General features: G+C 23.5%; 9 protein-coding genes and 1 pseudogene. 3 read left to right on the forward strand and 7 right to left on the reverse strand.

Features of this window, described 5'->3' with window-relative positions; all coding sequences use genetic code 4:
• Window positions 1–7 precede the first annotated feature (7 nt).
• The 3 genes and pseudogenes from ftsI to rsmH form a co-directional block, all read right to left on the reverse strand.
• Window positions 8–1,705, reverse strand: a pseudogene (ftsI, locus tag AAGD61_RS01530) (peptidoglycan glycosyltransferase FtsI); the annotation flags it as partial.
• Window positions 1,677–2,036 (reverse strand): cell division protein FtsL, encoded by a 360-nt coding sequence (gene ftsL / locus AAGD61_RS01535; protein ID WP_341765268.1) that lies wholly within the window; start codon window positions 2,034–2,036, stop codon window positions 1,677–1,679. The pseudogene ftsI and the gene ftsL, both read right to left, overlap by 29 nt.
• Window positions 2,017–2,988: a 16S rRNA (cytosine(1402)-N(4))-methyltransferase RsmH gene (gene rsmH, locus AAGD61_RS01540; protein ID WP_341765269.1), complete on the reverse strand. Its 972-nt coding sequence runs from the start codon at window positions 2,986–2,988 to the stop codon at window positions 2,017–2,019. Before rsmH ends, ftsL begins: the two co-directional genes overlap by 20 nt.
• Window positions 2,989–3,805: 817 nt before the next feature.
• Here rsmH and AAGD61_RS01545 point away from each other — a divergent pair.
• The gene (locus AAGD61_RS01545; RefSeq protein ID WP_341765270.1) at window positions 3,806–4,513 is read left to right on the forward strand and encodes a TerC family protein; all 708 of its coding nucleotides are present in this window, start codon (window positions 3,806–3,808) and stop codon (window positions 4,511–4,513) included.
• Window positions 4,514–4,650: 137 nt separating this feature from the next.
• Here AAGD61_RS01545 and speB read toward each other — a convergent pair whose 3' ends face one another.
• Both speB and speA read right to left on the reverse strand, forming a co-directional pair.
• Window positions 4,651–5,571, reverse strand: coding sequence for an agmatinase (gene speB, locus AAGD61_RS01550; protein WP_341765271.1), 921 nt, complete (start codon window positions 5,569–5,571; stop codon window positions 4,651–4,653).
• A gap of 59 nt (window positions 5,572–5,630) precedes the next feature.
• Entirely contained in the window at window positions 5,631–7,532 is a 1,902-nt protein-coding gene (speA, locus tag AAGD61_RS01555) for a biosynthetic arginine decarboxylase (RefSeq protein ID WP_341765272.1), read from the reverse strand.
• Window positions 7,533–7,862: 330 nt separating this feature from the next.
• Between speA and metK the strand changes: the two genes are divergently transcribed.
• Together metK and gyrA are read left to right on the forward strand one after the other, a co-directional pair.
• Window positions 7,863–9,014 (forward strand): methionine adenosyltransferase, encoded by a 1,152-nt coding sequence (gene metK, locus AAGD61_RS01560; protein ID WP_341765273.1) that lies wholly within the window; start codon window positions 7,863–7,865, stop codon window positions 9,012–9,014.
• Between the two features lie 556 nt (window positions 9,015–9,570).
• Entirely contained in the window at window positions 9,571–12,117 is a 2,547-nt protein-coding gene (gene gyrA, locus AAGD61_RS01565) for a DNA topoisomerase (ATP-hydrolyzing) subunit A (RefSeq protein WP_341765274.1), read from the forward strand.
• Between the two features lie 80 nt (window positions 12,118–12,197).
• Here gyrA and nrdG read toward each other — a convergent pair whose 3' ends face one another.
• Together nrdG and nrdD are read right to left on the reverse strand one after the other, a co-directional pair.
• Window positions 12,198–12,662 (reverse strand): anaerobic ribonucleoside-triphosphate reductase-activating protein, encoded by a 465-nt coding sequence (gene nrdG, locus AAGD61_RS01570; protein WP_341765275.1) that lies wholly within the window; start codon window positions 12,660–12,662, stop codon window positions 12,198–12,200.
• A gap of 2 nt (window positions 12,663–12,664) precedes the next feature.
• The gene (nrdD, locus tag AAGD61_RS01575) at window positions 12,665–14,797 is read right to left on the reverse strand and encodes an anaerobic ribonucleoside-triphosphate reductase (protein WP_341765276.1); all 2,133 of its coding nucleotides are present in this window, start codon (window positions 14,795–14,797) and stop codon (window positions 12,665–12,667) included.

Raw genomic sequence — 14,797 nt, forward strand, 5'->3', positions numbered from 1 at the left:
TTTATTTATCTGGTTTTATATTCATTAAATGTAAAACATCTTTCATAATAGCACCAAAAATTGGTGCTGAAACAGATCCACCGTAATATTTTCCTGCATTTGGTTCATTGATAAGTACAACTAATGCATAACGAGGATTTATAGCTGAAGCTATACCAGCTGTATAAGCTATATATTTATTAATATATTTGCCATTTATTCCTAATTTTTTAGTAGTTCCTGTTTTTATTGCAAGACTATAACCTTTTATTGCTGCTTGAGAACCACCCCCACCTGGTAATGCAACACTTTCCATCATATGGATAACATCTTTTATTATTGATTTTGGAAAAATTCTAATTCCAGGAATAGGTGTATTGATTTTTATAATAGATAATTTACGATAAATACCAAAACTTCCAATTGTAGCATATACTCTTGCAAGTTGTAATGGGGTTACCATTTGTCCATATCCAAAAGAAAATATGGCTTTTTCTAAATCAGACCAATTTGTTTTTTTGTATGGGAAAAATCCGTTGTTTTCTCCAATTAATCCAAGATTTGTTGTTTTTCCTAATCCAAAACTATTAAATATATTTATTAATTCAATAGGTGACATTGTTAACGCAATTTTAGAAATTCCAACATTACTAGATTTTTGTAAAATACCTGTAATTGATAATTTTTTATAATTCAAGACATCTTTAATTTTATGTCCTTTTATTTTATATGGTATTGTATTTATTATTGTATCCTTTTTGATTATTTTATGATATAACGCACTCATTATAACTAATGGTTTAATTGTTGAACCTGGTTCAAAAGTATCTGTTATAGCTCTATTTCTCATAGAATTAATTGATATTCCGGAAATGTTATTAGGATTATAAGATGGGCTGTTTGCCATAGCTAAGATTTCACCTGTATTAACATCAATTAAAATAGCTATGCCAGATTCTGCTTTGTTTTTTTGTACACCATATAATAATTCACGATATACAATTGATTGTATGCGTTCATCTATACTTAATATTAAATTATTGGCATCTTTGCTATCTATATAAGATATTGTATCAATTATTTTACCATTTAAATCTTTACGAACTGTACGTTTACCTGAAACACCTTTTAATATATTATTAAAACTTTTTTCTATCCCTTCGATACCTTCTCCATCTATATTAGTTATTCCTAATAAATGAGCTGTTATAGGTCCTAATGGATAATAACGACGTGATTCTTTACGTAAATAAACACCTGGTATTTTTAATTTATTTATATAGTTAGCTACAGATAAATTGACTTGACGAGCTAAATATATAAATCGACTTTTTTGATTTGATAATATTTTATTTGTAATTTGCTTTAGAGGAATATTTAATATATCAGATAATGCTTTCCAATATTTGTAATTACTAATACCTCCTTTTTCTGTAATTTCTTTTGGATCAATCCAAATTGCATTAACAGGTATACTAACTGCTAATTTTTTACCTTTTCTATCACTAATCATTCCACGAGCAGTTGTAATTTTTTGTATGCGTAAAGATCGCATATCGCTTTCTTTTATTAATTTTTCATGAGAAAATATTTGTAAAAAAGCAATTCTAATTAATAAACCGCATATAGCAAATGTAATACATAAGCATATAAAAGTAAAACGCCAATCATCAAATAAAAAAACATGTTTTTGTTTTTTATTTTTTATTTGATTCAATAATTTCATTATTAATTTTATTATTATTTAAAATAATAATATTTTCATTTAAAAATTCAATTGGAATTAAAGATAATTTATCAATAGATATACGTTCAATTCGATTGTGATTTCCAAATAAATTTTCTTCGATAATTAAATTTCTCCATTCTATATCTAATAAATCTTTTTCTTCATACAAATTATTTTTTAATATAGTTAAAAAACGCGTTTCGTACGTAATTATTATTACTGAAATAGCATTTATAATAATAAAAAATAACAAAATTAATTGAAGTAAATTATGTTTTAATAAATCATGTAAAATTATTTTTTTTAAATTATATTTTTTTATAACCATTGTTTATTTTTTCTGCTAATCGTAATATTGAACTACGAGATCTAGGATTGTTTTTTATTTCTTTATATGATGGTTTTATTTTGCCTAAATCTCGTAATTGTATTGTTTTTAAACTTAATTGTTCTATTTGAAACTTTGTTAATGGAATATTAATAGGTATATTTAATAATTTACTATTTTTTCTAATAAAATGTTTTACTAATCGATCTTCTAACGAATGAAAACTAATAATAGATATCCTTCCTTGTGGAGCAAGGATATTTAATGTTCCATTCAACATTTGTTTTATTTCTTCTAGTTCGTTATTAATATAAATTCTAATTGCTTGAAAAGTGCGAGTAGCTGGATGTTTTTTTGTATATTTTGGAATAGTTTTTAAAATTAAATTTGTAAGATGTTTTGTACGTGTTAATGGTTTTTTTTTTGGATTATTTTTATGTTCTATAATTGCTTTTGCGATACGCTTACATAAGCGTTCTTCTCCAAAAGTTTTTAATACAAAAATAATATCATTAACATTAGCATTCATTAACCATTGTGATGCTGTTTGTCCTTTTGTTTGATCCATACGCATATCAAGCGGACCATCAAATGTAAAAGAAAAACCACGTTCAGGGTTATCTAATTGTGAAGACGAAATACCAAAATCCAATAATATACCATTTATTTTACCTATTAACTCTTTTTTTTTTATATAATTAATAATATCTGAAAATAATCCTTGTTTAATTACAAGTCTGCGATCTTTAATTGATTTAGCTATTTTAATAGCTTCTGGATCGCGATCTATAACTATTAAACGACCATTTTTATTTAGTTTATTTAAAATTAATTTAGAATGTCCACCTGTGCCGAATGTTCCATCTATATAGATACCATTTGGTTTTATATTTAATCCGTTTATTGCTTCTTCTTGTAATACAGCTATATGTTTATATTGTTTTTTTATCATAATATATTTAAAAAAAATAGTTTTATAAAATTTTAAAAATCATTTAGTTATTAATAATAACAATAATAAAATGTATAGTGTAATTAAATATAACTTATATTGATATTTATAAATAAATTTTATTATGTAATATAAAATTATTTTTTAAATATATTATTTTTTTATAAAATGTTTAAATTATATTTTTATGTAAATATTATTTTTATATGATAACATTTGTATTTATTTTTATGAAATTATCAAATTTAAAATATATTTTTTTTATGTTTAAAAAAATATATTTTTTATTAAAAAATTAATAAAATATAATATAAATTATAATTTAATATATTTTATTAATTTTTATATAATTATTTAAATATATAATTTTTTATTTTTATATAATAATTTATATATTACAATTATCGTGAATTAATATTTTATTTAGAATATATAAGAATATTATATATGGTATAATATAAATATAATCATATAAAGATAATTTTTTAACAATAAAATTTAAGTTTTTTCGTTTTTTATCTTAAATAAAATAATATAAATGATATAATATATTTTATTTAAAACATAAAAACATAAAATATATCAATAAAATGTTAAAAATATCTTTAATATTATATATTAATGATACGTATTTTTAAATATATATTAAATTAAAAACATTTTAATTATTAAATAAAATGTTTTTTAGAAAAAAATTGTATATTTTTGTATAATTATTTTAAAAAAAATTTTTAAAAATATTAAAAATTAATAATTTTATATAAAATTTTACACAACTATTTTCTTTAATATTTTTAATTTATTTAATTGTTATAAAATGTTTAATTATATATTTAATTTAAAATTTTTTTTAGATTTATTTTTATTAACATTTTTTGAGATTATTTTAAGTGTTGATAATATTGTTTTTCTTAATATAACTGTTAATAAACTTCCAGCTTACCAACAAAAAAAAGTATGGAATATAGGATTAATTCTTGCTTTAGTTGTAAGACTTATATTTTTTATTTCTGTTAATTGGTTGTCAAATTTAACGATTCCAATATTTACTGTTTTGAATCATTTAGTTTCTATAAAAGATTTAGTTTTAAGTATTGGCGGGGCTTTTCTTATTTATAAATCTATTAAAGAAATACTTTATGATATAAAAAAACGTAAAAATATTAAAAATAATTATCAAAAAAAATCATTTTTTATAATTATTTTTCAAATAGCGATTTTAGATATTATTTTTAGTTTTGATTCTATTATGACCGCTATTGGTTTATGTGATAATTTATTTATTATGATTTTTGCGATAATTACTGCTGCTATTTTTATTATATTTACTTCAAAAATTATTGATAGTTTTATAAAAAAATATTTTTTTATAAAAAAGTTAACATTTTTATTTTTAATTTTAATTGGTATTAATTTATTATTAGAAGGAATGCAAATATACTTTTTTAAAACATATGTTTATATAATTATGTTATTTTTAATAATTGTTCAGTTACTAAGTAATTTTTATATTGAAAAACATTAAATATAATATAATTTTATTTTTATAAAAAAACAAAATATACTTTATGATATTAATTTTAAATTATTTTAAATAAAAAACTAAATTGTTTTTATAATGTTTTATTATATAATTAATTATAAAATTTATATAAAATATTATTATTTTTTTGCAGCTTGTATATATAACATTTCTAATGCAATAGTAGAAGCTAATAATGAAGTAATCCCAGATTGATCATAAACTGGTGCTACTTCTACTAAATCCATACCAATAATATTAAGAGGTTGCAAACCACGTATTAGTTTTAATACACAATAAGAAGTTAACCCTCCTGCTACTTGAGTTCCTGTTCCTGGAGCAAAAGCTGGATCTAAACAATCAATATCAAATGTTAAATAAACAGGAATTTTTTTAGTAATTGTTTTTATTTTAAATAAAATTTTATTAATATTTTGTTCGTTTACTTGTGTTGAATCTAATACTGTAAAACTATTGTTAGGACAAAATTCAGTACGGATACCAATGTGTACTGAGTGTTTTGGATCAATTAGATTTTCTATTGGTGCATAATAAAACATAGTTCCGTGATCATATTTATTATTGTTATTATATGTATCAGTATGGGCATCAAAATGAACTAATGCCATTTTTCCAAAATATTTTGCATGTGCTCGTAATAAAGGTAATGTAATAAAATGATCACCACCAAATGTTAAACATTTTTTATTTGATTTTAGTAATTTTTCTATATGTATTTGTAATTTGTCACACATATCTTGTGTGTTACCAAACGAAAAAACTAAATCACCGCAATCAATAACATTTAAACGTTCAGTTAAACTAAAATTTCAAGGCCAATGACATTTTTCCCATGCAAGATTAGTTGACATTTGACGAATTGATGCTGGTCCATATCTACTACCTGATCTCCCAGATGTGGCTAGATCAAATGGAACACCAGTAATTACCCAATCAGCTTTTGAAGTATATGGAGAAAAATTTAAAGGAAATCTTAAAAAACCGAATGCGTTAGATACTAACGAATTATCTATATTATTACCTAATGTATTATGTATCATAATAATTATATATATTAAATATTTTAATTAAATTTTATAAAATACTGTATTTTATTTTCTTAATCTTTTAAATAACTATAACCATGTAAACTATTTTTAATTTTTTTTAAAAAATCTTTTTGAATATGTTTTTCTAGTTTTATATCTTTTATTTGTTTTTTTAATTTTTCCAAAAATTCTTCTGGTATTAAATTAACATATTGTAATATATCAGCAATTGAATCACCTTTTTCAGTTTGAATATAATGAATTTTATTTTTATTGTCAATCCATATATCAATAGATGTTGTACTACCGAATAAATTATGTTTATTAGCTAAAATTTCTTGATATGCTCCTATCATAAAAAATCCGATTATAGGAGGATTTTTAGAATCGTAATCATGAATAGGCATAGTTGTTTCTATCCCATCACCATCAATATAATGATCAATGATTCCATCAGAATCACATGTTATATCCAATAAAACTACACGACGATTTAATGGATTAAATAAATCTTTAATAGGTAATATTGGAAAAACTTGATCTATCCCCCAAGAATCCGGTAATGATTGAAATAATGAAAAATTAACATAAAATTTATCTGCCATTCTTTCTTGAAGTTCATCTATAATAGGACGATGTGTTCTATTGCTTGGATTTAAATCATATTTAATTCGACGACAAATATTTAAATATAATTCTTCTGCCCAAGCGCGTTGATTTAAATCTAATGTTCCATGAGCATATTGAGTATGAACTTCTTGTAAATCAAATTGACTATCATGTAACCATTCACGAAGATTTCTACTACTTTCTTGATGTTGCATTGCTTTTCATGTTTCCCATAAAGATATTAAAGAACGAGGAGCATTTTTATTTGGAGGTGACGCTTTAGTAAATTCATTACGTTCAATACCAATTACATTTGAAATTAAAACAGCATGATGTGCTGTTAATGCTCTTCCTGATTCTGTTATAACTATTGGGTGTGGTAAATTAAATTCTTCACATGCATCACCTATTGACCAAATCACATTGTTTGTATACTCGTTTAAACCATAATTTACAGAGCAATCAGATTGTGATCTTGTACCTTCATAATCAACACCTAATCCACCACCAACATCAAAACATTTAATATTAACTCCTAAACGATGTAACTCAATATAAAAACGCGCCGATTCTCTTACTCCTGTGGCTACATCACGTATATTAGACATTTGAGATCCTAAGTGAAAATGTAATAATTGAAGACTATTTAAACTGTTTTCTTTTCGTAAGATTTCGACTAATTGAAGAACTTGTGTTGCAGATAAACCAAATTTTGATTTTTCACCACCACTTGCTTGCCATTTACCTGATCCTTGTGAAGCTAAACGAGCACGTACTCCAAGACGTGGCGTTATATTTAATTTTTTAGCTTCTTTTAATACTAATTCAATTTCGGACATTTTTTCAATTACAAGATATATTTTATGACCGATTTTTTCACCAATTAAAGCTAATCTAATATATTCTTTGTCTTTATAACCATTACATATAATTACAGTATGCGCATTATTAACATTAGCTAAAATAACTACTAATTCTGCTTTAGAACCTGATTCTAGTCCTAAAGGTTCTCCTGAATTTAATAATGATTTAATTACTCTACTTTGTTGATTAACTTTTATTGGATAAACTAAAAGATAATCTCCTTTATAACCATAAGATTTACAAGCATTTTTAAAAGCAGTATTTATAGCACGTAAACGATGTTGTAAAATTTGAGGAAAACATAATAACGTTGGTAATTGCAAATGTTTTTGTTCACTTTTAATTTTATTAATAAGATTTAATATTTCAACAAAATTATTATTATTTTCAGGATCAGGGCAAACACAAATATTACCATATTCATTTATTTGATAATAACCATTACTCCAATATGATATATTGTAAATTTGATGTGTTTTTTTATCATTTTTACGATTCACAATAAAACTCCTAATATTAGGATTATAATTTTTATTATTTATTAATCTTAAAATATATATATTTTATAATAATATAATTTTAAAAAAAATTTTTTTTGAAACATTTTTTATTAAATAAAAATTATTATATAATAATTTTTATTATTATTTAAATTATTAATAATACAATTATTAATATATTTTAAATTTTAAAAAATAAATAAGTTATTTAAGTTATTCTTTTATTTTTTTATGTATTTAAAATAAATAAATAATTCCATATAAAAAAATAAATTTATAAATTTTAAAATAACTAATTATGTATTATTGAAATTTAAGGTATAAAATCTAATGTATAAATATTTTTTTACTTCTGAATCTGTATCAGAAGGACATCCTGATAAAATTGCTGATCAAATTTCTGATGCAATATTAGATGCAATTTTAGAACAAAATCCAAACGCTCGAGTTGCTTGTGAAACTTATATAAAAACAGATATGGTTATGATTGGAGGTGAAATCACAACAAATGCATGTGTAGATTTTGAAAAAATTATACGAAAAACTGTTAGTGAAATTGGTTACACTAGTTTAGATATGGGTTTTGATGCTAATTCATGTACAATATTAAGTAAATTCAGTAAGCAATCTTTAGATATTAATCAAGGTATCAATAATATTGATCCTTTAGAACAAGGTGCTGGTGATCAAGGAATAATGTTTGGATATGCAACTAATGAAACTGATGTTTTAATGCCTGCGCCAATTACATTTGCACATCGTTTAGTTAAACGTCAAGCTGATGTACGAAAGAATGGTATTCTACCGTGGTTGCGTCCTGATGCAAAAAGTCAAATTACATTTCAATATGAAAATAACAAGATTATTGGTATTGATACAGTTGTTTTATCTACACAACATTCTGAAGATATAAAACAAAAAGAATTACGTGAAGCTGTTATAGAAGAAATAATAAAACCTGTTTTACCACATAAATGTATATTATCTACTACTAAATATTTTATTAATCCTACTGGGCGTTTTGTTATTGGTGGCCCAATTGGTGATTGTGGTTTAACTGGGCGTAAAATTATTGTTGATACGTATGGTGGTATGGCTCGTCATGGGGGCGGTGCATTTTCTGGTAAAGATTCATCAAAAGTTGATCGTTCTGCTGCTTATGCAGCACGATATGTAGCTAAAAATATTGTTGCTGCTGGTCTTGCTGATAGATGTGAAATACAGGTATCTTATGCTATTGGAATAGCGAAACCAACGTCTATTATGGTAGAAACATTTGGTACTGGTAAAATTTTAGAAAATAAATTAATTAAATTAATTTATGAATTTTTTGATTTACGACCTTATGGCATAATACAAATGCTTAATTTATTACGTCCAATTTATCAACAAACAGCTTCTTATGGACATTTTGGACGTTTAGAATTTCCTTGGGAAAAAACTGATAAAGCTGATTTATTACGTGAAGCAGCTGGTTTATAAAATATCATATTTATATCTCTTTTTAATAAATTAATATTTATATATTAAACAAAAACAAAAAAATAAAAAAAAATTATAAAAAAACAAAATTTTTAATAATTTCATTTTAAAATATATAAATTTTTTTATAAAAAAATAAACTAATATTTATTATAGAATAATATATTATAAAATTTATTTTTTTGATTAAATTTATTTAATTGTTTTTTATTAAATTTAATTAAGCATATATTATATATAACAATTTGTTTTTTTTAATTAATTAAATAATTAAATAGTTTTATTAATTATTTGAAATACAAAATAATTAGTTTTATATTTTTTAATTTTTTTATTTTATTTGATATGTAGATTATATTAATAATTATAAAGTTTAGTTATGATAATTAATTATTATTTTATTTTTTTAATTTTTATTTATAAAATTATTAAAATACTTTACTAATTAAACTTTAATCTATAGATTATCTTTTTTTTAATCTTTATTTTTTAAAATATATTATATTAACGATATTAAATATACCATAAATATAAAATTATAAGGATCAGTGGTTAAATGAGTAAAATTGCTAAAGAAATTACATCAATAAATATAGAAGAAGAATTGAAAAATTCATATTTAGATTACGCAATATCTGTTATTGTTGGACGTGCTCTTCCGGATATTCGTGATGGATTAAAACCAGTACATCGTAGAATACTTTTTGCAATGAATATATTAGGAAATTTTTGGAATAAATCATATAAAAAATCAGCTAGGATTGTAGGTGATGTAATAGGAAAATATCACCCACATGGTGATAGTGCTGTTTACGATACAATAGTACGTTTAGCTCAACCTTTTTCTATGAGATATAAATTAATAGATGGTCAAGGAAATTTTGGTTCAATTGATGGTGATTCCGCAGCTGCAATGCGTTATACAGAAATTCGTATTGCTAAAATTACTCATGAAATTTTAGCAGATCTTGATAAAGATACAGTAAATTTTATTCCAAATTATGATGATACAGAATATATTCCTGAAGTCATGCCAACTAAAATTCCAAATTTATTAATTAATGGATCATCTGGTATAGCTGTTGGTATGGCTACAAATATCCCTCCACATAATTTAGGAGAAGTAATTGATGCTTGTTTAGCATATATAAATAATGAAAATATTAGTGTTGAAAATTTAATGAATTATCTTCCAGGTCCAGATTTTCCAACTGCTGGGATTATTAACGGAAAACAAGGTATTGCTGAAGCGTATAATACTGGTCGAGGTAAAATTTATATTCGTGGTTGTGCCAAAATCAAAATAGATGCAAAAAATAAACGTGAAGCTATTATTATTAACGAAATCCCATATCAAGTTAATAAAACTCGTTTAATTGAAAAAATTGCTGAACTTATAAAAGAAAAACGTATTGAAGGTATTAGTGCCTTGCGTGATGAATCTGATAAAGATGGAATGAGAATTGTTATTGAAATTAAACGTGACGCTATTGCTGAAATTATTTTAAATAATTTATATTCATTAACGCAATTACAGGTTTCTTTTGGAATAAATATGGTAGCTTTATATAAAGGAAAACCAAAAGTTTTTAATTTAAAAGAAATTATTTCTGCTTTTATATGTCATCGTCGAGAAATTGTCATACGTCGTTCTATTTTTGAATTAAATAAAATTCGTAATAGAATACATATTCTTGAAGGTTTTACTATTGCTTTAGCAAATATTGATATAATGATTGAATTACTTCGTAAATCATCAACACCAATTGAAGCAAAAACAAAAATAATATCAAAACATTGGGATGTAAGTAACTTTAAAAATACGTTTAACTTCTTTAATAAAAATACAACGAATGTTTTTAATTATTCAAAAACATCATTTTATAATAAAAAAAGATATTGTTTAAGCGAAAAACAAGCACAAGCTATTCTAGATTTGCGTTTGCAAAAATTGACTAATTTTGAATATAAAAAAATAGTTGAAGAATTTTATATTTTAATTAAAAATAAAGAAGATTTATTGGTTATTTTAAATAATCCTAAACATCTAATAAAAGTTATTAGTGAAGAATTAAAAAATATACGTAAAGAATTTAATGATAAACGTAAAACTAAACTTGCAGAAAACAAAAAAAAATTTCAAGTAGAAGATTTAATAAATAAAGAAAATGTTATTGTTACATTATCTCATCAAGGATATGTAAAATATCAACCTTTATCTGATTATGAAGCACAACGTAGGGGTGGAAAAGGAAAATCTGCTGCACGTATAAAAGAAAAAGATTTTATTGCTAAATTAGTAATAGCTAATACACATGATACAATACTTTGTTTATCTAATAGAGGTAGATTATATTGGATGAAAGTACATCAGCTTCCAGAATCTACAAGATGGTCTCGTGGTAAACCAATTATAAATTTGTTGCCGTTGGAACAAAATGAACGCATTACTGCAATTTTACCAGTTAGTGAATATAATAATAATTGTTATGTATTTATGGCAACATCTTATGGAATTGTAAAAAAAACATTACTTCAAGATTTTGGAAAACCTAGAAGTTCAGGAATAATTGCAGTTAATTTAAAAAATAATGATGAATTAATAGGAGTTAATTTAACTACTGGAAAAAATGAAATAATGCTTTTTTCAGCTAAAGGAAAGGTAGTTCGTTTTGTAGAAAACGAAGTACGTTCTATGGGGCGTACAGCAACAGGTGTTCATGGTATAAAATTATCACAAGGAGATAAGGTTGTTTCTTTAATTATTCCAAATAAAAAAGATCATATATTAACTATTACTGAAAAAGGTTACGGTAAATGTACAGAAGAAACTGAATATCCAATTAAATCACGAGCGACTCAAGGAGTAATTTCTATTCAAGTTAGTAAAAGAAATGGTAATGTAGTTGATGCAATTCAAGTAAATAAATCTGATCAAATAATGATAATAACAGATGCTGGAACGTTAGTACGAACACGTGTTTCTGAAATCAATGTTATTGGTAGAAATACACAAGGTGTAACTTTAATTAAAACTGTATTAAACGAAAAAGTTGTTGCTTTACAACGAATAAATGAAATCACATATGATAATTTTACTTAAAAATATATTTAGTAAATAATTTTTATATAAAAATAAAAATTTTTTTATTTTATATATTTAATAAAAATTAAAAAAATAAATTAACGTAATTTATGAATTATTTGATTAGAACTTCCACGAAAAAGTAATTTTGGGTCATATAAATCTTTTTTGAATTTACCATCAATTAAAGTATTAATTAACGAAACTATTTCTAGTTGTTCTATTGTTAATTCATTTATTTTATATCCTGTTCATATCCAAATATCTTTATTTATACAAACAGTTTTTATTCGTTTTATTAATTTTAAAATAGTTGGAACATTGAATGGATGCAATGGATCTCCACCAGAAATAGACAATCCTTGTCGTTTAATTTTAGTATCTTGTAAGTCTTTAATTATAGTATTTTCAATTTGTTTAGTAAATGGTTTACCTGAATCAAGTTTTCATGTACTTTTATTATAACATCCATGACATTTATGTTCACAACCAGAAACAAATAATGTACAACGAGTTCCAGGTCCATTTACTACATCAACAGAGTAATATTTATGATAATTCATTTTTAATTAAAACTTTTAAAATGTTTAATTCTACGTTTAACTTCTTCTTGTTTTCCATAATTAAATGGTCTGGAATCTGGACTACCTAAATATCCACATACTCTACGAATAACTGATACTTTATTAGAATCATAATTACCACAATTTGGACAGACAAATCCTTTGCTTGTACATAAAAATTCTCCAGTAAATTTACATTCATAACATTCATCAATTGGGGTATTAGTTCCATAATATGGAACATAATTATAACTGTAATCCCATATATCTTCTAATGCTTTTAAATTATGTTGTAAATTTGGATATTCTCCATAACAAATAAAACCTCCATTAGAAATATATGGATATGGTTTTTCAAAATTAATTTTTTCATATGGATTAACATGTTTTTCAACATCTAAATGAAAGCTATTTGTATAATATCCTTTATCTGTTACTCCTTGTATGATACCAAATTCAAATTTATCTAAACGACAAAAACGATTACATAAATTTTCACTAGGTGTGCTATATAAACTAAAAGCATATCCAGTTTCTCTTTTCCAATCATCGGTAGTTTTACGAAGTTTTTTAACAATATCAATAGCTTTTTTACGTAAATATTCATTGTTATATATATGTGTATTTATTCCATATAAAGCATTAATGGTCTCATGTAACCCAATATAACCTAATGAAATTGATGCTCTACCATTTTGAAAAATTTTTAAAATACTATCATCAGGATTTAATCTTACACCACAAGCTCCTTCCATATAAAGAATAGGAGCTACACGAGCTTTAACTTTTTTTAGACGTTCAATACGAGTCATTAATGCTTTTTTCGCAACTAATAACCGTTTATCTAATAAATGCCAAAATTTTGATTCATCTTTTTGAGATTCAATAGCAATCCGTGGTAAATTTAAACTAATTACACCTAAATTATTTCTCCCGTCATGTATTTTTTTACCATTTTTTTTATATATACCTAAAAAACTTCTACATCCCATTGGAGTTTTAAATGAGCCAGTAACATCAATAACTCGATCATAATTTAATATATCTGGATACATACGTTTACTAGCACATTCTAAAGCTAATTGCTTTATATCATAGTTTTTATCATTAAAATTATAGTTAAGTCCTTTTTTTATAGCAAAAACTAATTTTGGAAATATTGCTGTTTTACGGTTTTTACCTAAACCAACAATACGATTTTTTAAAATAGATTTTTGAATTAAACGTGATTCTTTAGATTCACCTAAACCAAAACCAAAAGTAACAAACGGTGTTTGTCCATTAGCAGTATGTAATGTATTAACTTCATATTCTAATGACTGAAATGCATTATAACATTCTTTTTCTGTAGATTTTTCAGCATATTCTTTTGAATTTTTTATTCCCCATTCTTTTGCAGTTTTTAAATGTTTTTTATAACTAATAAGAACATATGGAGACAAAATTTCATCTATTCGATTAATTGTTGTACCGCCATATATATGACTAGCTACTTGAGCAATAATTTGTGCAGTTATTGCTGTTGCAGTTGAAATAGATTTTGGTGTTTCAATTTCTGCATTTCCCATTTTAAAACCATTAGTTAACATTCCTTCAAGATCGATTATCATACAATTAAACATTGGAAAAAATGGAGCATAATCTAAATCGTGATAATGAATTTCACCTTTTTCATGTGCAGTTACAATATCTTTAGGAAGAATATATTCTTTAGCATAATATTTAGCGATTATCCCAGCAAGTAAATCTCTTTGTGTTGGTATAACTTTACTATCTTTATTAGCATTTTCATTTAATAATGAAATATTATTTTGTTCAATAAGTCCTTTTATATCATTCATTAATTTGTTTTGTTTTTTTAATTTATCATATTTATTTTGTATATATATGATATATGCATTAGCTAAATTTTTATATTTACTGTTAATTAAATGATTTTTTACAATTTTTTTAATTTTATTAGTATCAATTTCTTTATATTTTTTAATTTCATTTTTTATATCATTAATTATTTGATTACAATAAGAATCATCTTTTATATTTATTAAAAAAGCAGCTATATTAATTTCTTTTTGTATTTTTTTTAAATTAAACATACTTTGACGTTTATCTTTTTTTAAAACAATTGTGTTCAC

Source organism: Candidatus Providencia siddallii (genome assembly GCF_964026685.1).
Classification (GTDB): Bacteria; Pseudomonadota; Gammaproteobacteria; order Enterobacterales; family Enterobacteriaceae; genus Providencia_A; species Providencia_A siddallii_A.